21 protein-coding genes are annotated in these 18551 nt (G+C 60.8%); 5 read left to right on the forward strand and 16 right to left on the reverse strand.

Features of this window, described 5'->3' with window-relative positions:
- Positions 1–5: 5 nt before the first annotated feature.
- The 6 genes from AC1D2N_RS13685 to AC1D2N_RS13710 all read right to left on the reverse strand — a co-directional run bounded on the left by AC1D2N_RS13685 (position 6) and on the right by AC1D2N_RS13710 (position 4484).
- A complete protein-coding gene (locus AC1D2N_RS13685) occupies positions 6–545 on the reverse strand; it encodes a MerR family transcriptional regulator (RefSeq protein ID WP_130652158.1) in 540 nt (179 codons plus the stop codon).
- A 150-nt stretch (positions 546–695) separates the two neighbouring features.
- Positions 696–1034, reverse strand: a complete 339-nt coding sequence (locus AC1D2N_RS13690) for an integration host factor subunit alpha (RefSeq protein WP_018241528.1) — start codon at positions 1032–1034, stop codon at positions 696–698.
- 105 nt (positions 1035–1139) lie between these two features.
- Positions 1140–2111, reverse strand: coding sequence for a beta-ketoacyl-ACP synthase III (locus AC1D2N_RS13695; RefSeq protein ID WP_047621648.1), 972 nt, complete (start codon positions 2109–2111; stop codon positions 1140–1142).
- 20 nt (positions 2112–2131) lie between these two features.
- Positions 2132–3178: a phosphate acyltransferase PlsX gene (gene plsX / locus AC1D2N_RS13700; RefSeq protein WP_020397442.1), complete on the reverse strand. Its 1047-nt coding sequence runs from the start codon at positions 3176–3178 to the stop codon at positions 2132–2134.
- Between the two features lie 98 nt (positions 3179–3276).
- Complete coding sequence (locus AC1D2N_RS13705) at positions 3277–3831, reverse strand: YceD family protein (protein ID WP_018241525.1); 555 nt, start codon at positions 3829–3831, stop codon at positions 3277–3279.
- Positions 3832–3842: 11 nt separating this feature from the next.
- Positions 3843–4484 (reverse strand): ubiquinol-cytochrome C chaperone family protein, encoded by a 642-nt coding sequence (locus AC1D2N_RS13710; RefSeq protein WP_018241524.1) that lies wholly within the window; start codon positions 4482–4484, stop codon positions 3843–3845.
- 136 nt (positions 4485–4620) lie between these two features.
- On the opposite strand from AC1D2N_RS13710, the gene AC1D2N_RS13715 reads away from it, so the two are divergent.
- Positions 4621–5154, forward strand: coding sequence for an outer membrane protein assembly factor BamE (locus tag AC1D2N_RS13715; RefSeq protein ID WP_003547220.1), 534 nt, complete (start codon positions 4621–4623; stop codon positions 5152–5154).
- Positions 5155–5356: 202 nt separating this feature from the next.
- On the opposite strand, the gene AC1D2N_RS13720 is transcribed toward AC1D2N_RS13715, so the two are convergent.
- The 3 genes from AC1D2N_RS13720 to ribH form a co-directional block, all read right to left on the reverse strand.
- Positions 5357–7495: a sodium-translocating pyrophosphatase gene (locus AC1D2N_RS13720; protein WP_130652156.1), complete on the reverse strand. Its 2139-nt coding sequence runs from the start codon at positions 7493–7495 to the stop codon at positions 5357–5359.
- A gap of 198 nt (positions 7496–7693) precedes the next feature.
- Entirely contained in the window at positions 7694–8176 is a 483-nt protein-coding gene (nusB, locus tag AC1D2N_RS13725) for a transcription antitermination factor NusB (protein WP_018241520.1), read from the reverse strand.
- A 3-nt stretch (positions 8177–8179) separates the two neighbouring features.
- Positions 8180–8635 (reverse strand): 6,7-dimethyl-8-ribityllumazine synthase, encoded by a 456-nt coding sequence (gene ribH / locus AC1D2N_RS13730; protein ID WP_018241519.1) that lies wholly within the window; start codon positions 8633–8635, stop codon positions 8180–8182.
- Positions 8636–8982: 347 nt separating this feature from the next.
- Between ribH and AC1D2N_RS13735 the strand changes: the two genes are divergently transcribed.
- From AC1D2N_RS13735 to AC1D2N_RS13745, 3 genes are all read left to right on the forward strand, one after another.
- The gene (locus AC1D2N_RS13735) at positions 8983–9342 is read left to right on the forward strand and encodes a hypothetical protein (RefSeq protein ID WP_028733638.1); all 360 of its coding nucleotides are present in this window, start codon (positions 8983–8985) and stop codon (positions 9340–9342) included.
- A gap of 208 nt (positions 9343–9550) precedes the next feature.
- The gene (locus tag AC1D2N_RS13740; protein WP_130652155.1) at positions 9551–10072 is read left to right on the forward strand and encodes a cupin domain-containing protein; all 522 of its coding nucleotides are present in this window, start codon (positions 9551–9553) and stop codon (positions 10070–10072) included.
- Positions 10073–10099: 27 nt separating this feature from the next.
- A complete protein-coding gene (locus tag AC1D2N_RS13745) occupies positions 10100–10615 on the forward strand; it encodes a GNAT family N-acetyltransferase (RefSeq protein WP_028733637.1) in 516 nt (171 codons plus the stop codon).
- Between the two features lie 31 nt (positions 10616–10646).
- Here the strand turns inward: AC1D2N_RS13745 and AC1D2N_RS13750 are convergent, their stop codons facing one another.
- From AC1D2N_RS13750 to AC1D2N_RS13780, 7 genes are all read right to left on the reverse strand, one after another.
- Positions 10647–11258: a riboflavin synthase gene (locus AC1D2N_RS13750; protein WP_026188350.1), complete on the reverse strand. Its 612-nt coding sequence runs from the start codon at positions 11256–11258 to the stop codon at positions 10647–10649.
- Positions 11258–12379, reverse strand: coding sequence for a bifunctional diaminohydroxyphosphoribosylaminopyrimidine deaminase/5-amino-6-(5-phosphoribosylamino)uracil reductase RibD (ribD, locus tag AC1D2N_RS13755; RefSeq protein ID WP_018241514.1), 1122 nt, complete (start codon positions 12377–12379; stop codon positions 11258–11260). Before ribD ends, AC1D2N_RS13750 begins: the two co-directional genes overlap by 1 nt.
- 3 nt (positions 12380–12382) lie before the next feature.
- Positions 12383–12859: a transcriptional regulator NrdR gene (gene nrdR, locus AC1D2N_RS13760; RefSeq protein ID WP_003547190.1), complete on the reverse strand. Its 477-nt coding sequence runs from the start codon at positions 12857–12859 to the stop codon at positions 12383–12385.
- A 9-nt stretch (positions 12860–12868) separates the two neighbouring features.
- Positions 12869–14167, reverse strand: a complete 1299-nt coding sequence (gene glyA, locus AC1D2N_RS13765) for a serine hydroxymethyltransferase (protein ID WP_003547182.1) — start codon at positions 14165–14167, stop codon at positions 12869–12871.
- 215 nt (positions 14168–14382) lie between these two features.
- Positions 14383–15684 (reverse strand): L,D-transpeptidase family protein, encoded by a 1302-nt coding sequence (locus tag AC1D2N_RS13770; RefSeq protein WP_018241513.1) that lies wholly within the window; start codon positions 15682–15684, stop codon positions 14383–14385.
- A gap of 441 nt (positions 15685–16125) precedes the next feature.
- Entirely contained in the window at positions 16126–16641 is a 516-nt protein-coding gene (gene ldtR / locus AC1D2N_RS13775; RefSeq protein WP_018241512.1) for a transcriptional regulator LdtR, read from the reverse strand.
- A 128-nt stretch (positions 16642–16769) separates the two neighbouring features.
- Complete coding sequence (locus AC1D2N_RS13780) at positions 16770–17207, reverse strand: DUF6163 family protein (protein WP_018447468.1); 438 nt, start codon at positions 17205–17207, stop codon at positions 16770–16772.
- Between the two features lie 148 nt (positions 17208–17355).
- On the opposite strand from AC1D2N_RS13780, the gene hemB reads away from it, so the two are divergent.
- Positions 17356–18369, forward strand: a complete 1014-nt coding sequence (hemB, locus tag AC1D2N_RS13785) for a porphobilinogen synthase (protein WP_018447467.1) — start codon at positions 17356–17358, stop codon at positions 18367–18369.
- Positions 18370–18551: the final 182 nt, after the last annotated feature.

An 18551-nucleotide genomic window follows, 5' to 3' on the forward strand; every position in this document is an offset into this window, starting at 1 on the left:
CCTGTTCAGCGCACCTGATCGAGCAGACGCTTGCATTCCAGGAGGTCGTAGAGCGCCTCCTGCAGCAGCGCCCTGTCTTCCTTGCCGACGCTCGACTTGCCGATCGAGACTTCCTGCTCGCCGTCTCCAGCGACGAAATTGAAGAACCGGCGGGTGATCGGCGGCTTGGCGCGGCCGACAATCTGGTCTTCGTCGGCCATGCCGACGCGCGGTTCCCCGCCAGCCGTATCCTGCACGCCCGACGCAAGCGCCTCGACGCTGGCGAGGTCGCCATGACCGACTGATATGACGAACTTGTTGCCGTTGGTCTTCAGAAGCTTCTGCACACCCTTGATCGTATAGCCATGATCATAGAGCAGATGCCGGATGCCCTTGAGGAGATCCACATCTTCCGGCCGGTAGTAGCGACGGCCGCCGCCGCGCTTCATCGGCTTTATCTGGGGGAAACGCGTCTCCCAGAAGCGCAGCACATGCTGCGGCAGATCAAGATCGTCTGCGACTTCGCTGATAGTGCGAAAGGCATCGGGGCTCTTGTCCAACGTCATACTGCTACGCGACCTCGCGGCTCGATCCAACGGCGACTCATCATATTTCAACGGTTTGGCGCCGACAATTCAAGTCATGTCTCGACGTTGCGCACAAGGATGGACAGTGCGAGAGAGAAAAAAACGCCGTTCCGAAACGAGATGCCGATATCAGGGAGCCGGATTCAGAGGCTTCAGCTTGATCTTGCGAGCGACATGCGCCTTGAGGATGCGCGTCTTCAGCACGTTCGACGCCTTGAAGGTCATGACCCGGCGGGGGGAAATCGGAACCTCCTCGCCGGTCTTCGGATTGCGGCCGATTCGCTCGTTCTTGTCGCGCACCTGAAAGGTGGCAAAGGAAGAAAGCTTGACGGTTTCACCACGCACGATGGCGTTGCAGATCTCGTCGATGACGGTTTCGACCAGTTCGGCAGATTCGGTCCGGGACAGCCCGACCTTTCGGAAAACGGATTCCGCCAGGTCTGCTCGCGTCACTGTCTTTCCGGTCATGGTTTCCCCGCCCATACAAAATATTTTGTGAAATCGCACGAAGAGTATTTGTCTTGCGCCTTACGGTCAAGCTCTTGTTCGCCGCCAGTTTTTTAGGATTCGTGCCTACCAGCGCAGCAGAACCGCACCCCAGGTAAAGCCGCCGCCCATCGCTTCGAGCATCACCAGGTCGCCCTTCTTGATGCGGCCGTCGCCGGCAGCGGTCGCAAGTGCCAACGGGATCGAGGCGGCCGACGTATTGCCGTGCAGATCGACGGTGATGACCACCTTCGCGGCATCGATGTTCAGCTTCTTCGCCGAACCGTCGATAATGCGGCGATTGGCCTGATGCGGCACCAGCCAGTCGAGGTCATCGGCGGTGGTGCCGGTCGAATCGAATGCCGCCTGGATAACGTCGGTGATCATGCCGACAGCGTATTTGAAGACCTCGCGGCCTTCCATGCGCAGCTTGCCGACAGTGCCCGTCGTCGACGGTCCGCCATCGACATAGAGCTTTTCCTTGTGCGAGCCGTCGGAACGCAGATGTGCGGTCAGCACGCCGCGATCGGCAACGGTGCCCTCGCCTTCGGTCGCTTCGAGTATGATCGCGCCGGCACCGTCGCCGAAAAGCACGCAGGTGGTGCGGTCGTTCCAGTCGAGAATGCGCGAAAATGTTTCGGCGCCGATGACCAGAACGCGCTTGGCAAGCCCGCCGCGGATGTAGGCATCCGCTGTGGTAACCGCATAGACGAAACCGGTGCAGACGGCCTGGACGTCGAAGGCGAAGCCATGGCTCATGCCGAGGCGGTTCTGGATGTTGACCGACGTTGCGGGAAACGTGTTGTCCGGCGTCGAGGTGGCGCAGATGATAAGATCGATATCGGCAGGCGTCAGGCCGCCATTGGCAAGGGCTGCGCGTGCGGCGGCCTCGCCGAGCGACGCCGTCGTTTCGTCATCGCCGGCGACATAACGCTGGCGGATGCCGGTGCGCTGGACGATCCATTCGTCCGATGTGTCGACGATGGCCTCCATGTCACGATTGGTTATCACGCGCTTCGGAAGCGCTGCTCCGAACCCGCGAACCACTGAACGGATCATCTTTGATTGAACCCCATCGCTCATGCCGCTTCCGGGCCCATCGGGGGCAGCCGCTTGGCGTGATATTTCTTAAGATCGTTTTCTATTTTCTGATTGAGGCCGTTCTTGGCCATGTCGTAACCGACTTCAATGGCGGCGGCGATGCCTTCGGCATTCGCCCCGCCATGGCTTTTGATAACGATGCCGTTCAACCCGAGAAACACGCCGCCATTGACCTTGCTCGGATCGAGCTTCTCGCGAAGCATGTCGAATGCACTTTTGGCGAACAGGTAGCCGATGCGGGCCAGCAGCGTGCGCGACATGGCGGCACGCAGATATTCGCCGATCTGCTTGGCGGTGCCTTCAGCGGTCTTGAGCGCGATATTGCCGGAAAATCCTTCGGTGACGACGACGTCGACTGTGCCCTTGCCAAGGTCGTTGCCCTCGACGAAGCCGGAATATTCGAGCGAATCGATGTTCGCCTCGCGTAACAGCCGGCCGGCTTCCTTGACCTCTTCCTGGCCCTTCATCTCCTCGACGCCGACGTTCAGAAGGCCGACCGTCGGCCGTTCGACCTCGAAAAGCGCGCGCGCCATGGCGCCGCCCATCAGGGCAAAATCCATCAGCTGCTGCGCGTCGGCGCCGATCGTCGCGCCAACATCGAGCACGATGCTCTCACCCTTCAGCGTCGGCCAGATCGCAGCGATCGCCGGACGCTCAATATTGGCCATGGTGCGCAGACAGAATTTCGCCATCGCCATCAGTGCGCCAGTATTGCCGGCCGAGACCGCGACATCGGCGTCACCCGTCTTCACCGCCTCGATCGAGCGCCACATGGTGGAGATATAGCGGCCACGGCGCAGCGCCTGGCTCGGCTTTTCATCCATGGCGACGGCAAGCTCGCAGTCGTGAAAGAGCGATTTTTCCTTGAGTTTCGGAAACTTGGCGAGAACCGGATCGCACTGTTCCTTGAGACCATAGAGAACGAAGGAAATATCCGGATGCCGATCCAGCGCCTTGGCGGCGCCAGGGATGACAACTTGGGGACCAAAGTCGCCACCCATGAGGTCGAGAGATATTCTGATCACGCGTCCCTGATCCTTCTTTCCGCCGAGGGCGAAATTTCGGCCAAAATACCGGTTTTGGCGTCGCTTACAACTGAATTGTGTCAAATGCCAGAGGAGCTTCAGTCCTTTTTCCAGTCCTTGAGGGCTGCGAAAGCCGAGGGCTTTTTGTCCCTCTCGCCGCTATCCTCGATATGGCCGTCGAACTCAATGCCCTCCTTGCGCGGATAGGGATCGATCGCGAGAGCGGCGAATTCGGCAACCACCTCGCCGGCATCGATCGTATCGCCGACAAAGGTCTCAGGCAGATCAGGACCGTCGGGATCGAGCAGCATCTCGCCGGCGTCGTTGCCGGCCTGGCGGGCAAGCTTGGAACCCTCCGGCACGAAGATCTGCTCGAAGCTCTCGTCGATGGCGGATTCCACCGGCTCCAGCGTCACGACGCAGGACTGGACGATCTTCGCCTGCACGCGGCCCTTGATGCGCACACCGTCGCGCTTCCAGCGGGCAATCTGCAGATCGGCGCTGAGATCGTCGACGGAGACGACGTTCCAGGTCTCGGCAAGCGCCTTCAGTTCGCTGGTGTCGGCCTCGACATGGACTTCGACGGGGTTGGCCGAGATGTGGCCGACCTTTACTTGATAGGAGAAGGGAACATCGTCCCGAGCGTTCTTCATCGTTTCCTCCTTCAGGCGACCGCCGGGAGCGTTACCGATCCGGTGGTGATCACCTCTTCGGGGACGGCGGACAGATGCGATTCTGCGGCCATCATCCATCCGGCGAGGCCGGTCATATCGGCAGGCGCCGAGGTTTCGGGGTAGATATTGCGCTGAAGAGCGACAGCGAGGGCTTCGGCATCGCCTGTGTCCATCGCCTTCGAATAGGCCTCGAGCCGGCCGTAAAACATGCCGGCGAGCTTCTTCATGCGCTTTGGCACGCTGTTGTCGCCGATGCCGAGTTCGCGGATCGAATAGTCGATATCCTGGAAGAAAGCGTCGACGATCTCCTGGGCGATCTCCTGGCCGCTGGTGGCGGAAGCACGTGTGCGGCGAAAAAACAGAATCATCGCAATCGACAGCATCTCGAAACGGCCCATGACCGTATCCGGCACATTGAGCCGCTCATAGATCTCCGGCATGCGCGCGGCGGCCGTCAGGGCCGCATATTGCCTGTCGACGATCGCCTGATTGTTGTTTTTCTTGCGGAAGAGCCCGAAGATCATTGTTTTTTCCGGAAATGCCTCATTCTTCATGCCGGCCGGCGTCTGGCCTTGTTGCATGATTTCGAAAGCTGGTTTACCGAAGCAGGCGCGAATTGCAATGCCGATCATGGCCTGTTTCGGGACGACGCCTTCGATGCGTCAGCGAAGCGAATTCGGGAAATTCGACCCGGAATGGCCACAATGGTTTTGCAGGAGGAAAGCGTGCAAGGCCCCAAATGGCTGCTATCGACACTCAAGGGAGTAGATGTCGTTGAATAAACGGTATTTCAAGTCTGACGTGAAATTCTTCAGCAGCGCGGCCATTGCCTTCATAATCGCCTCCACCACCGCTCTCTCCGGTTGCCAGACCAGCACCGTGCTCAATGGCGGCTACGTCGCCGACCAGCAGTCGCTGAACCTCGTTCCGGAAGGCTCCAGCCGCGAGCAGGTGCTGCTTTCGCTGGGCACCCCGTCGACGACGGCGACCTTCGACGGCGAAGTCTTCTATTACATCTCGCAGCGGCGCACGCGTGCCGTCGCCTTCCAGAAGCTGAAGGTCGTCGATCAGAGCGTTCTGGCGATCTATTTCGACAAGGACGGCGTCGTCAGCCGCCGCGCCAACTATGCGCTGCAGGACGGCAAGGTGTTCGACACGATCGGACGCGTCACACCGACCGGCGGCAAGGAGCTCACCTTCCTGCAACAGATGCTTTCCGGCGGCAGCGCCGCGAGTGCTGCCCGCAGCCTGTTCGGCGGTGGCGCCGGCGGCACGCCGCAGAACCCAAGCAGCCTGCGCTGATCGGACACGCCTCATACGAAAAACCCGCCGGATCGCTCCGGCGGGTTTTTTACTGCATGATTCCTTAAATCGGAGTCGATTTAAGGATAACATCATGCAGCCATTCAAAGTGTTACAGCGTCCTTTGCGCGTCTAGAAAGACGCGCGGCGCTGTAATGGCCTCTGCTTCGGCGTGAAGTGCACCACGCCAAGGCGGCGTTGTTTATCCGGCGAGAACGGCAAGCAAGAGCAGCGCGACGATGTTGGTGATCTTGATCGCCGGGTTGACGGCAGGGCCGGCGGTATCCTTGTAAGGATCGCCGACGGTATCACCGGTGACGGAGGCCTTGTGTGCATCCGAGCCCTTCATGTGGCGCACGCCGTCCTTATCGACGAACCCGTCTTCGAAGCTCTTCTTGGCATTGTCCCAGGCGCCGCCGCCCGATGTCATCGAGATAGCGACGAAGAGGCCGTTGATGATGACGCCGAGCAGCGATGCGCCGAGGGCGGCAAAGGCGGAGGCCTTGGAACCGGAGATGAGAAGAACGCCGAAATAGACGACGATAGGCGCCAGCACCGGCAGCAGCGACGGCACGATCATCTCGCGGATGGCGGCCTTGGTCAAAAGGTCGACCGCCCTGCCGTAATCCGGCTTTTCCGTGCCTTGCATGATGCCGGGCTTTTCCTTGAACTGACGGCGCACTTCCTCGACGATTGCGCCGGCAGCACGGCCGACGGCGGTCATGGCGATGCCACCGAAGAGGTAGGGAATGAGACCTCCGAAGATCAATCCCGCCACCACGTAAGGGTTGGAAAGATCGAAGGAAATTTCGCCGATGCCGGCGAAATAAGGGAACTTGTCGCCATTCGCTGCAAAATATTTGAGGTCGTAGGAGTAGGCAGCGAAGAGAACCAGGGCGCCGAGACCGGCGGAGCCGATGGCATAACCCTTGGTGACGGCCTTGGTCGTATTGCCGACGGCATCGAGCGCATCAGTGGATTTGCGCACCTCCGGCGGCAGATGCGCCATTTCGGCGATACCGCCGGCATTGTCCGTCACCGGTCCGAAGGCGTCGAGCGCGACGATCATGCCGGCGATGCCGAGCATCGCCGTGACCGCAATACCGGTGCCGAACAGGCCGCCGAGCTGGTAGGTGGCGAGAATGCCGCCGACGATGACGATCGCCGGCAGCGCCGTCGATTCCAGTGAGACGGCTAGGCCCTGGATGACGTTGGTGCCATGACCGGTGACCGAGGCCTGGGCGATCGAGACGACCGGACGCTTGCCCGTGCCGGTATAATATTCGGTGATCACCACGATCAGCGCAGTGACGACGAGGCCGACGATGCCGCAGAAGAAGAGGTGCGCGCCTGATATGTCGGCGCCTCCGACGGAACCGATCGATCCCCAGCCTATGGTGAGCGAAGTGGCAGCACCAAGTCCGACGATCGACAGTAGGCCGGTGACGATGAGGCCCTTGTAGAGAGCGCCCATGATCGAGCCGTTCGAGCCGAGCTTGACGAAGAAGGTGCCGATGATCGAGGTGATGATGCAGGCGCCGCAGATCGCCAGCGGATAGACCATCGCAGACTGGAGGATCGGCGCGCCGGCAAAGAAGATCGCAGCGAGAACCATGGTAGCGACGACTGAGACCGCATAGGTCTCGAAAAGGTCGGCGGCCATGCCGGCGCAGTCGCCGACATTGTCGCCGACGTTATCGGCAATCGTTGCCGGGTTGCGCGGATCGTCTTCGGGAATGCCGGCTTCCACCTTGCCGACCAGATCGCCGCCGACATCGGCGCCCTTGGTGAAGATGCCGCCGCCGAGACGGGCGAAGATCGAGATCAGCGAAGCGCCGAAGCCGAGCGCCACCAGCGCATCGATGACTTCGCGCGAGCCGCTCTCATGGCCGAGCCCGACGGTCAAGACCGTATAGTAGATGGAGACGCCGAGCAGCGCCAGGCCAGCCACCAGCATGCCGGTGATCGCACCCGACTTGAAGGCGATGTCGAGGCCGGCGGAAAGGCTGACGGAAGCCGCCTGGGCGGTGCGCACATTGGCGCGGACGGAAACGTGCATGCCGATGAAACCGGCAGCACCGGAAAGCACGGCGCCGATCAGGAAGCCGATCGCGGCCTCGGCGGAAAGAAGCAGCCAGGCTAAAACGAAAACAACAACGCCGACAATGGCAATGGTTTTGTACTGGCGCGTCAGATAGGCTTGAGCGCCTTCGCGGATATAGCCCGCGATCTCCTGCATGCGGCTATTGCCCTGATCGGCGGCAAGCACCGACCGGGTTGCCCAGGCGGCATAAACCACCGAGAGCAGACCGCATGCGATTACGCATAAAAGAATCGTCATTTCGCTCTTTCCTCCCATAGGCCGGAGATCACTCCTTCTCCGGCAGATACGCCGCCGAATCGCCTTCCTCTCCACAGAAATGCCACAGCTAAGCGTTGCGGAGATTGCGTGGTCGATCACGTGGCGTCAAGACCGCAACGGGCGAAAACCATTGCGGTGCGAAGAAAGAAGCGGGAGGACTATTTGGCGGCGAAAGACTTATTTCTTCGCCTCGCCGCGAACCTGCTTTGCGATGCGGTCGAGCACGGCGTTTACGAGCTTCGGCTCGTCGTCATCGAAGAAAGCCTGGGCGATCTCGACATATTCGGTAACGATGACCGCCACCGGAACGTCCTTGCGGTCGGTGATCTCGAAGACGCCGGCGCGCAGGATGGCGCGCACGGTGCTGTCGAGGCGCGACAAGGCCCAATCATCCTGCAGGGCTGCGGCAATCAGCGGATCGAGGCGGACCTGATCGCGCACGACGCCGGAGACGATGGAACGGAACCAGGCGGCATCGGCCTTCAGATAGGTCGCGCCGTCGAGTTCCTGGCCAAGACGGTGCGCCTCGTATTCGGCTACGATCTCCAGAACGCCGGTGCCGCCGACATCCATCTGATAAAGTGCCTGAACGGCAGCAAGACGGGCAGCGCCCCGCTGGTTTGCAGTCTTGACCGGCCGTTCCGTCTTGTCGTCGTTCATTCGTTATGCACCCAGTTTCTGCTTCAGCTCGATCATGGTCAGAGCTGCACGAGCGGCAAATCCGCCCTTGTCCTTGTCCGAGCGGCGCGCGCGCGCCCATGCCTGTTCGTCGTTTTCGACGGTCAGGATGCCGTTGCCGATGGCAAGGGACTCGCTGACCGCGAGATCCATCAAGGCGCGCGAGGATTCATTCGACACGATATCGAAGTGATACGTCTCGCCGCGAATGACCATGCCGAGGGCGACATAGCCGTCATAATGCGTTCCGCCATTGTCGTCTCCATCGAGCGACATGGCAATCGCCGCCGGAATTTCCAGTGCGCCGGGGACGGTGACGACCTCGAAGGTGGCGCCGGCCTCTGTCAATGCGAAGGTCGCGCCTTCGAGCAGGGCGTCGGCCATGTCGTCGTAGAAGCGGGCCTCAACGATCAAAATATGGGGAGCGGTCTCTCTCGACATGGTTCACCTTCGGTTGGCGGGACATTTTCCCACTCGGCAGCCCGCGGTCAAAACATGCCTTCGTCCGAATGGCAAGCAATTTCGCCCGATGCCGCAATACGAAAGAGGAAATATCTGCAAGGGGATAGCACCACCACGGATCCACAGCTGGGCAAGCTTCCAAAACCGACTTTCCGCGATGCCTCGAAAGCGGCAATTCGAAGGCAGTTTTCATGAACAATTCTTAACGTATTTTCAGTGGCTTAACCCATTGAATCGCGGAAGGGAGAGCGCCAATTCCATGTCGTGACGCAGACGATCCCCTGCAACGACAGCCGACCGTCTAAGCAGATGAAAGGATACAAATCATGCACCGCGTTCTCACCATCACCCTCGCTGCCGCCCTCTCCTCCCTCGCCTTTGCCGGCGTCAGCCGGGCCGAAAGCCTCGGAATGAACACCCCTCAAGGCATCGAACAGACGCTCAGGGGTTTCCAGGGCAATGATTTCAATGTCCAGGAGGTTTACAACTGGCGCAACTTCGACGACGAGACGAGCGGCCCACACTCGGCACCGCTGCGCTCCGGCGAGGCTATCCGTGGCATCCAGGCGTCGATCGATGCCAACAGGTCGCTTGCCCACCGTCTCAACAATGAAGGTGTCAACATTCGCAATGTGGTCAACGCCGAGCAGGCGGCCGATGGAAGCATAACCTTCTACGTTCGTTGACGGCTCCAGCGCATAACCTCGAAAATCGGAACGATCTTCGGGGGGTATGCGTGGGTCGAAGTGATAGAGCGTCCTTCACGCGTCCTATTCGACGCACGGCGCTCGAAGCATGGGCGGCGGTCTCCTCTCCGCCCATGCTGGGGATATCAGAGATAAGCATTGAATTTTCCTGGGATGACGGCTTCTCTTGCTGAAACAGGAGGACGTCATGGCAACGGAACCGAAGGCGGTGATCAATCCCGCCGATCTCAAGCTCGACCACTGGAAACAGGGCGAGCTCTATGAAAGCACCGACACCTCTTTCGGTGCGCTTCTTGGCTTGGCCAGCCTCGGCGTCAGCTACAACGAGGTACCTCCCGGCAAATCAGGCTGCCCCTTCCACAACCACCATGTCGAAGACGAGCTCTTCTATGTGATCGCGGGCTCTGGCGAATATCGCTTCGGCGACGCGCGCCATGTTATCAAGGCGGGCGACGTGCTCGGCGCGCCGGCCGGCGGGCCTGAAACGGCGCACCAGATCATCAATACCGGCACGGCGACACTCGTCTATCTCGGCATTTCGACAATGGCGAGGACCGAGATCGTCGAATATCCCGATTCCGGAAAGTTCCTTGCCAAAACGAACTGGGCAGCCAAGACCAACAGGGACAATACAGAAACCAAGCGCTTCCGTCATATCGGACGGCCGGAAGGCGATCTCGACTATTGGGACGGCGAGCCCGGCGCCTGAGGACACGTTATTTCACAAGGACCCGATGTGACCGACATTCCAACCCTCGAAACGGCGCGGCTGACGCTTCGCCCTCACCGCCTCGACGATTTCGACGCGCATGCGGCACTATGGGCGGACGAGGATGTCGTGCGCTTCATCACCGGCGTGCCATCGACACGCGAGCAGAGCTGGAGCCGCATGCTACGCGTTGCCGGCATGTGGCATCATATGGGCTTCGGTTTTCTGGCGATCGTCGAAAAGGGGAGCGGCCGGTTCATCGGCGAAGCGGGCTTCCTGGAAGCCCGGCGCGAGATGGAACCCTCGATCGAGGGGACGATGGAGGTCGGCTGGGCGCTGATGCCCTCGGCGCACGGCCGCGGTTATGCCACCGAGGCGCTGACCGTCCTGATCGGCTGGGCGGAAACGCATTTCCCGGGTAAACCGATGAGCTGCATCATCAGCCCCGAGAACCAGGCCTCGCTGCGGGTTGCGGCCAAGCTCGGCTTCCGCGAGACGGCGCGCACCCAGTACAACGGCGATATCATTCAATTTTCGCGTTAGAGCGTCGGACGTCGATTCCGATTTTCGACGGTTATGTGCTGGGGAACTCAGCCAACCGGGCGGCATAACGCGCCATAGTGTCGACTTCGAAATTGACGAAATCACCGGCCCTGCGCTCGCCCCAGGTGGTGACCTCAAGCGTGTGCCGGATGAGCAGCACGTCGAAATCCGTGCCGTCGACGGCATTGACCGTCAACGAAGTACCGTCGAGTGCAATCGACCCCTTGGGGGCGACGAATTTCGCCAGATGTTCGGGCGCGCGCAGGCGGTAGCGCGTGGCGTCGCCCTCTGCTGTTACCGAGAGGATTTCCGCCTTGCCGTCGACATGGCCGGAAACGATGTGACCGCCGAGTTCATCCCCGATCTTCAGCGACCGTTCAAGATTGATGCGGCTGCCCTCCTGCCAGTTGCCGATCGTCGTCAGTCGCAGCGCCTCTTCCCAGGCCTCGACCTCGAACCAGCGGCCGTTGCTTCCCTCGGTCGGAAGTCCAGTGACAGTCAGGCAGATGCCGGCGTGAGAGATCGAGGCGCCCATATCGATGGTTGAGGGATCATAGGCGGTCGCGACCCGCAGCCGGATACCTTCCTTCAGCGGGGAAACGGATTCGACCGTGCCGACATCGGTGACTATTCCGGTGAACATCAAAGCCCTCTTTCGTATTCGTCCAGGCGATCGCCGCCGAACATCAGCGTGCCCGTATGGGCAAAACCCGATGGTATGTCGGTTGCATCAAGCGGGGATTCAATACCACCCTCGCCAATCATAACAGGCGCCTGATAAAGCTGGATGCGATCGACGAGGCCAGCCTCGAGGAAAAGCCGCGCCGTCTTTGCACCGCCCTCGACCAGAAGCGAGGAAATACCGCGCGTCGCGAGTGCCGGCAGCAGGACTTCCGGATGGTAGGGATTGCAATGGACGACCTCGACGCCGGCGGCCTCGAGGGCTGCGCGGCAAGATTCCATCTCTGTGGATGCGATATCACCCTCTGCCTGCGACAATGATCCTTCCTCACTCGTAACCACGATGACTGGCACCTCCCGCGCCGTCCCGACGAGTCTGCTGGTCAGCGGCAATGCCAAGGAAGGATCGAGGACGATGCGGATCGGCGATTGTGATTCAAGACCTGGCGAGCGCGCAGTCAGCAGCGGATCATCCGCAATCGCGGTACCGATGCCGACCAGGATGGCATCGGTTTCGGCGCGCAGCGCCTGCACCTGGGCGCGGGCCTCCGGGCCTGTTATCGCCACCTGCCCTGCCCCCTGGCGGCCGATCATGCCATCGGCGGAAACGGCAAGTTTGAGAGTCACATAGGGCCGGTTCTTCGTCTGGCGGGTGAGATAGGCGGCAAGCGACTGCCTGCCCTCCGCCTCCAGCACGCCGGCGTCCACCTCTATGCTAGCTTCGCGCAGCCTGGCGATGCCGCGGCCGGAGACCCGCGGATCGGGATCGGTGACGCTGATGACGACGCGGGCAACACCATAGGCGATCAGCGCCTCGGCGCAGGGCGGCGTCTTGCCGTGATGCGAGCAGGGTTCGAGCGTCACATAGGCGGTAGCGCCGCGGGCGAGCGCGCCGGCTTCAGAGAGCGCCTGCGTCTCGGCATGCGGGCGGCCGCCGAGGGCGGTCACGGCACGGCCGACGATGACGCCGTCCTTGACGATCAGACAGCCGACGGAAGGATTGGTGGCGGTGCGGCCGAGATGCCAGCGCGACAGACGGATCGCCGCCGCCATGAAACGTTCGTCATGCGGCGTGATGCTCATGGCTCACCTGTCCAGCGGGTCGCGGGCGATCTTGGCGTTGATTTCGGAAATAACCTTCTCGAAATCCTCGGCAAGCGAGAAATCCCGATAGACCGAGGCATAGCGCACGAAGCCGACATCATCGAGGCTCTTCATGGCTTCCAGCACCTGCAGGCCGATCTGCTCGGAGGAGATCTCGGTCTCGCCGGAGCTTTCAAGCCGGCGGACGATACCGGAGACGGCGCGCTCGATGCGATCGCGCTCGACCGGGCGTTTGCGCAGCGCCACCTCGAAGGAGCGCACCAGCTTGTCGCGGTCGAAGGGCACTTTGCGTCCGGTCTTCTTGATGACCATCAACTCGCGCAGTTGCACACGTTCGAACGTGGTGAAGCGGCCGCCGCAATCCGGACAGATACGCCGCCGGCGGATGGACGTGTTGTCCTCCGCCGGGCGCGAATCCTTGACCTGGGTATCTTCCGAACCGCAATAGGGGCAGCGCATCCCTACTCCTTATCCCATGTAGCCGTACATGGGGAAGCGGTCGGTGAGGTTGACCACCTTGCCGCGCACAGCGGCTTCGACGGCAGCGTTGCCTTCATCGGAATTGGCGACCTTCAGCCCGTCGAGGACCTCGACGATGAGATTGCCGATCTCGCGGAATTCAGCTTCCTTGAAGCCGCGGGTCGTGCCGGCCGGTGCGCCGAGGCGCACGCCCGAAGTAACGAAGGGCTTTTCCGGATCGAAGGGAATGCCGTTCTTGTTGCAGGTGACGTAAGCGCGGCCAAGCGCTGCCTCGGCGCGCTTGCCGGTGGCGTTCTTCTTGCGAAGGTCGACCAGCATCAGGTGGTTGTCGGTGCCGCCGGAGACGACGTCAAGGCCACCCGATATCAGCGTTTCGGCCAGCGCCTTGGCGTTCTTGACGACCTGGGCGGCATAATCCTTGAATTCAGGCTGCAGCGCCTCGCCGAAGGCCACAGCCTTGGCGGCGATAATGTGCATCAGCGGGCCACCCTGCAGACCGGGGAAGACGGCCGAATTGAACTTCTTGGCCAGATCCTCGTCATTGGTGAGGATGACACCACCGCGCGGGCCGCGCAGCGACTTGTGGGTCGTCGTCGTCGCGACATGGCAGTGCGGGAATGGCGACGGATGAACGCCACCGGCAACGAGGCCGGCAATATGCGCCATGTCGACCATGAGGTAGGCGCCAACCGAGTCGGCGATCTCGCGGAAACGCTTCCAGTCCCAGATGCGGGAATAGGCAGTGCCGCCGGCGATGATGAGCTTCGGCTTGGTTTCCTCGGCCTTGCGGGCCACTTCATCCATGTCGAGCAGGTTGTCGCCTTCGCGCACGCCGTAGGAGACGACATTGAACCACTTGCCGGACATGTTGACCGGCGAACCATGCGTGAGGTGGCCGCCCGAATTCAGGTCGAGACCCATGAAGGTGTCACCCGGCTGCAGCAGCGCCAGGAACACCGCCTGGTTCATCTGCGAGCCGGAATTCGGCTGAACATTGGCGAAATTGACGCCGAACAGCTTCTTGGCGCGCTCGATCGCCAGTTCCTCGGCGATATCGACGAACTGGCAGCCGCCGTAATAACGCTTGCCGGGATAACCCTCGGCATATTTGTTGGTCATGATGGAGCCCTGGGCTTCCAGCACGGCGCGGGAGACGATGTTCTCAGAAGCGATCAGTTCGATCTCGTGCCGTTGGCGACCGAGTTCCTTTCCGATCGCGCCGAAAATGTCGGGATCGACGTCCGCAAGCGAGCGATTGAAGAAGGATTCGGTGGAAGCATTGGTCATGGGCGGGCTCCTCAACTGGAATGCGCTGAGGTATTAGCCTTCCGCCGTGGCGAGGGCAATACGAAGAACGACATTTGCTGAGCAAAGCGCGCGCTCTCGCTCTTTTGTGGTCGCACCGGCCGATCCTTGGCGACGACATCGAGGAGCGTCTCCTCGGACATAAAAAAACCGCGCCCGAAAGCGCGGTTCTCAAATCACGATGCAAAGGTCGCCGCTTACTGGACCGGCTGTTCCATGCCCGCCGTGGTGTCGAGCGCCAGCTCGGCATTGCCGTCCATCTGATAGATGTCGTCGCGGAACTGGACGATGCCGTCGGGCATGCCCCAGGCAGAGATGTAAACGAAATAGACAGGAACTTCCGCAGCGAGCTTGATCGGCGTGTTGACGCCGGTTGCAATCACCTGCTCCATCTGCTGGCGGCTCCAGCCGGGGGTCTCGCGCAACAGCCAGTTCGTCAGGTCGCGGACGTTCTGAACGCGGACGCAGCCCGACGATTCAAAGCGCATCAGCTTGTTGAACAGGCCCTGCTGCGGCGTGTCGTGCATATACTCGCCGTTCTTGTTGTAGAAGTTGATCTTCGTCGAGGCCATGGCGTTGATCTTGCCGGGGTCCTGACGGAACATCAGATTTGGCGCCTCGCCGTTCCAATCGACGGTTTCGGGGGCGACTTCATTGCCCTTGCCGTCGATCAGGCGGATGGCGTTCTTTTCGAGATAGGTCGGATCCTTGCGCATCAGCGGCATGATGTCTTTTTCGACGATCGAGCGCGGCGCCGTCCAGTAAGGATTGAGGATGACCTCGTAAATCTTCGAATTGACGAGATGCGTCGGGCGGCTCAAGCGGCCGACAACCGCGGTGTGGCGCGTCGCGACACTGCCGTCTTCGACAGCCTCGACATAAGCGGCCGGGATGTTGACCATCAGGTGACGGCGGCCCATGTCTTCGGGGAAGGTCTGCAGGCGGATCAGATTGGTGTTCAGCTGCTGCAGGCGGACATCGGCAGGAATGTTCATCGCCTTCAGCGTGAATTCGCCGAGAACACCATCGGACGGCAGACCGTGGCGGGCCTGGAAGCGCTTGACGGCGCCATCGACATAGGAATCGAAGGCGTTGGACATGCCGGCTTCGCGCGGCAGGTCGCCGGTGATCGCAAGGCGCTGGCGCAGCGCCTGGACGGAAGGAGAGCTAACGCCGAGCTGCAGGCGCTGGTCACCGGGGTTGACCTCAGGCCAGCCGCCGGCTGCGGCGATCTGCTGATACTGCATGATCGCCTGCTGCGCGCTCGCAACCGACTGCGGGCCGAGGATCGGCGTGTTGGAAACCATGGCGGTCGCCGTGCGCGAAGCCGCCTTGGCGTCAAACTGGTCGTCCCAGTTGCCGCGGCGCGGCGCATTGATCAGCGTATCGAGCGCCGATTGCGCGAATGCCGGCGCAGCAATCGCGCTGGCGCCAACCGTTGCCGCGGACGCAAGGAATGCGCGGCGCGAGAGAGCTTCAATTCCGTTTTTCTTCGACATAGTCCCAACCACTGACTGCGGCGATAAAGAGATGCCGCGGGCTCTTTGCGATATCACTGCGCTTTAACGCAGATCCCAGTCCATTCGTTGTCCCGGCGCATCAAAAAATTCCGCTTGCCCCATCACAAGATTGCGATGCGACAGCCAGCATTCCTGATCGGTCCATTGAAAGCGCCGGTTGTTAAGCCTTCCGCTGCCACACCAATATGGCCAATTCGTGTTGCCGGGTGGGTAGAAGGACTGCCGGCTACCGGAAACACGACACAACGAACCATATGACGGGGTAAAGCGTGCCGGTTAATAACGGCTAAAAAACGGCTTGAATACCGGGCTTTGCGCTTGCCTGCCATGCGTTGCAAAGATGCCACGCGGATCAAACGGCAAATCGGACGTGCAGGGACACGTCCGATTTTCTGCAACCCTGGAAGGAGGTCAGGGGTCTTAGAGACGGTACAGGATCTGATCGTTCCAGAAACGGTCCAGACGCTGGAGCAGCTTGTTCATCTGCGTGAACTCGTCGGTGCCGATGCCGCCGACCTTGTCGATCGAGGCGATGTGGCGTTCGTAGAGCTTGGCCACCGTTTCGGCGATGTCCTGGCCGGTTTCGGTCAGGCTGATGCGGACCGAGCGGCGGTCGATGCGCGAGCGCTGGTGGTTGATGAAACCGAGATCGACCAGTTTCTTGACGTTGTAGGAGACGTTGGAGCCGAGATAGTAGCCACGCGAGCGCAGCTCGCCGGCGGTCAGCTCGGAGTTGCCGATGTTGAAAAGGAGCAGCGCCTGGATGGCGTTGACATCGCTGCGACCCTGACGGTCGAATTCGTCCTTGATGACGTCGAGAAGACGACGGTGCAGACGTTCAACGAGGTGAAGGGATTCCATGTAAAGATCACGGATGTCATGATCCTGCTGGTCACGGAAGTTCGATACCGCCTGCGGCTTAATTTTCGTGTTCATATTGACTGCCTCACTGTTTGTTTGGCGGTGTGTTTTCTTCCCGCCTTGAGTGAGACCCTATCGAATACATATAAAATTCGACTTAAACCGCAGGCTTAACGGAGCCTTACCGCTAACCCCACGTTGTCTCAGGGTAAATCAACACTTACCTGGCGGCGGTGCCGGCGCTTTTCCAGCCACAGCAGCAGGCGGAAAATCCAGTAGACGACGGCGACCATGAGATGCAGCAGGATGATCAGCTGGTTGGGTCCGAAAATATCCGGCAGCAGGCCATACATGAGGATCTGCCCGCCGGCGGCCAGCACCCAGATGACCGGTCCCCAGGAGACGGTGAGCCAGAGGCCGAGGGAGGCGACGGGGAAGAGCACGGCGAGGCTGGTGCTCGCCACCTTCCACGGCAGGCTCAAAAGATCGAAGCGGCCGGCGCCGACCAGCGAATAGCCGACGAGCATCGCCCAATATTGCAGGCCAAACCAGAAGCAGGATACGGCAACCAGCCTCAGGAAGAGAATGAAGAGGATATCCGCCAGTGTGCGTTTCGGTATCGTCGGGGATTCGGTTTCCATAGCGCAGACATCGGTTTGGGGTTGCATCTTCACAAGGGCGCCCGCGCGTCTGACACGACGCGCCAGGGACGCTCTATAACATCGAGTTGGCGCATAACCCGAAAATCCATTTCGATTTTCGGGTTATGCGGGGCCAAGGACAGATATCATGCAGGACAGGACGCATCTCGTCGACGACATCACCGGTCATCGCCGCATGCGGCGCAACCGCAAGGCGGATTGGACACGCCGGCTGGTGCAGGAGAACCGGCTGACGGTCGATGACCTGATCTGGCCGATCTTCATCGTGCCGGGTTCCGGCATCATCGATCCGATCCCGGCCATGCCGGGCGTCAACCGCATGAGCATCGACAAGGCCGTGGAAGCCGCGCGCGAAGCGGCCGGCCTCGGCATTCCGGCGCTTGCCACCTTTCCGAATATCGAGATGGAACTGCGTGACGAGACCGGCTCGAACAGCCTCGAGGCCAACAATCTGATCAATCAGACGACGGCGGCGATCAAGAAGGCGGTGCCCAATATCGGCGTCATTACCGACGTCGCGCTCGATCCCTTCACCAGCCACGGCCATGACGGCATTCTCAGGGGCGGCGAGATCGTCAACGACGAGACCGTTGACCAGGTCGCACGCGCCGCCGTCATGCAGGCGGATGCCGGCGCAGACATCATCGCGCCGTCGGAGATGATGGACGGGCGCATCGGCGCGATCCGCATGGCGCTCGATGCGGCCGGCCACCAGAGCGTCGGCATCATGAGCTATGCGACGAAATTCGCCTCCGCCTTCTACGGTCCCTATCGCGAGGCGATCTCGACGGGCGGGCTGCTGAAAGGCGACAAGAAGACCTATTATATCGACCCCGCCAACGGCACCGAGGCAATCCGCGACGCGGCCCTCGACGTCGAAGAAGGCGCCGACATGCTGATGGTCAAGCCCGGCCTGCCCTATCTCGATATCTGCTGGCGGATGAAGGAGGCCTTCGGCCTGCCGACCTTCGCTTACCAGGTTTCCGGCGAATATACGCAGATCAAGGCGGCGGCGATGAACGGCTGGATCGATGGCGAGCGGGCGATGCTCGAAACGCTGCTGTCGTTCAAGCGGGCGGGATGCGACGGTGTCCTCACCTATTTCGCGGTCGAAGTGGCGAAAATTCTCGCAAAGCGGTGACTGCATAATTCCTTAAATCGGAATCGATTTAAGGATAAAATTATGCAGCGATTCAAAGTGCTACAGCGTCCTTCGCGCATCTCAAAAGACGCGCGGCGTTGTAGTGCATGATGCCGAAAAGGGTCCGCGGTTTTCGGACGACATCATGCTCCATTTCTTTAATTTAGATGCGGATGGTTTTG

It is taken from the genome of Rhizobium sp. P1_B8, from assembly GCF_056406515.1.

What these genes read in the sequence shown, in the direction of transcription:
- AC1D2N_RS13690 (WP_018241528.1), bottom strand. Translation starts at nt 1,034, where the DNA reads ATGACCGGAAAGACAGTGACGCGAGCAGACCTGGCGGAATCCGTTTTC.
- AC1D2N_RS13715 (WP_003547220.1), top strand. Translation starts at nt 4,621, where the DNA reads ATGTCGTTGAATAAACGGTATTTCAAGTCTGACGTGAAATTCTTCAGC.
- nrdR (WP_003547190.1), bottom strand. Translation starts at nt 12,859, where the DNA reads ATGCGCTGCCCCTATTGCGGTTCGGAAGATACCCAGGTCAAGGATTCG.
- ribD (WP_018241514.1), bottom strand. Translation starts at nt 12,379, where the DNA reads ATGAGCATCACGCCGCATGACGAACGTTTCATGGCGGCGGCGATCCGT.
- glyA (WP_003547182.1), bottom strand. Translation starts at nt 14,167, where the DNA reads ATGACCAATGCTTCCACCGAATCCTTCTTCAATCGCTCGCTTGCGGAC.
- AC1D2N_RS13735 (WP_028733638.1), top strand. Translation starts at nt 8,983, where the DNA reads ATGCACCGCGTTCTCACCATCACCCTCGCTGCCGCCCTCTCCTCCCTC.
- AC1D2N_RS13710 (WP_018241524.1), bottom strand. Translation starts at nt 4,484, where the DNA reads ATGATCGGCATTGCAATTCGCGCCTGCTTCGGTAAACCAGCTTTCGAA.
- AC1D2N_RS13740 (WP_130652155.1), top strand. Translation starts at nt 9,551, where the DNA reads ATGGCAACGGAACCGAAGGCGGTGATCAATCCCGCCGATCTCAAGCTC.
- AC1D2N_RS13750 (WP_026188350.1), bottom strand. Translation starts at nt 11,258, where the DNA reads ATGTTCACCGGAATAGTCACCGATGTCGGCACGGTCGAATCCGTTTCC.
- ribH (WP_018241519.1), bottom strand. Translation starts at nt 8,635, where the DNA reads ATGTCGAGAGAGACCGCTCCCCATATTTTGATCGTTGAGGCCCGCTTC.
- AC1D2N_RS13720 (WP_130652156.1), bottom strand. Translation starts at nt 7,495, where the DNA reads ATGACGATTCTTTTATGCGTAATCGCATGCGGTCTGCTCTCGGTGGTT.
- nusB (WP_018241520.1), bottom strand. Translation starts at nt 8,176, where the DNA reads ATGAACGACGACAAGACGGAACGGCCGGTCAAGACTGCAAACCAGCGG.
- AC1D2N_RS13770 (WP_018241513.1), bottom strand. Translation starts at nt 15,684, where the DNA reads ATGTCGAAGAAAAACGGAATTGAAGCTCTCTCGCGCCGCGCATTCCTT.
- AC1D2N_RS13780 (WP_018447468.1), bottom strand. Translation starts at nt 17,207, where the DNA reads ATGGAAACCGAATCCCCGACGATACCGAAACGCACACTGGCGGATATC.
- ldtR (WP_018241512.1), bottom strand. Translation starts at nt 16,641, where the DNA reads ATGAACACGAAAATTAAGCCGCAGGCGGTATCGAACTTCCGTGACCAG.
- AC1D2N_RS13695 (WP_047621648.1), bottom strand. Translation starts at nt 2,111, where the DNA reads ATGATCCGTTCAGTGGTTCGCGGGTTCGGAGCAGCGCTTCCGAAGCGC.
- AC1D2N_RS13685 (WP_130652158.1), bottom strand. Translation starts at nt 545, where the DNA reads ATGACGTTGGACAAGAGCCCCGATGCCTTTCGCACTATCAGCGAAGTC.
- AC1D2N_RS13705 (WP_018241525.1), bottom strand. Translation starts at nt 3,831, where the DNA reads ATGAAGAACGCTCGGGACGATGTTCCCTTCTCCTATCAAGTAAAGGTC.
- hemB (WP_018447467.1), top strand. Translation starts at nt 17,356, where the DNA reads ATGCAGGACAGGACGCATCTCGTCGACGACATCACCGGTCATCGCCGC.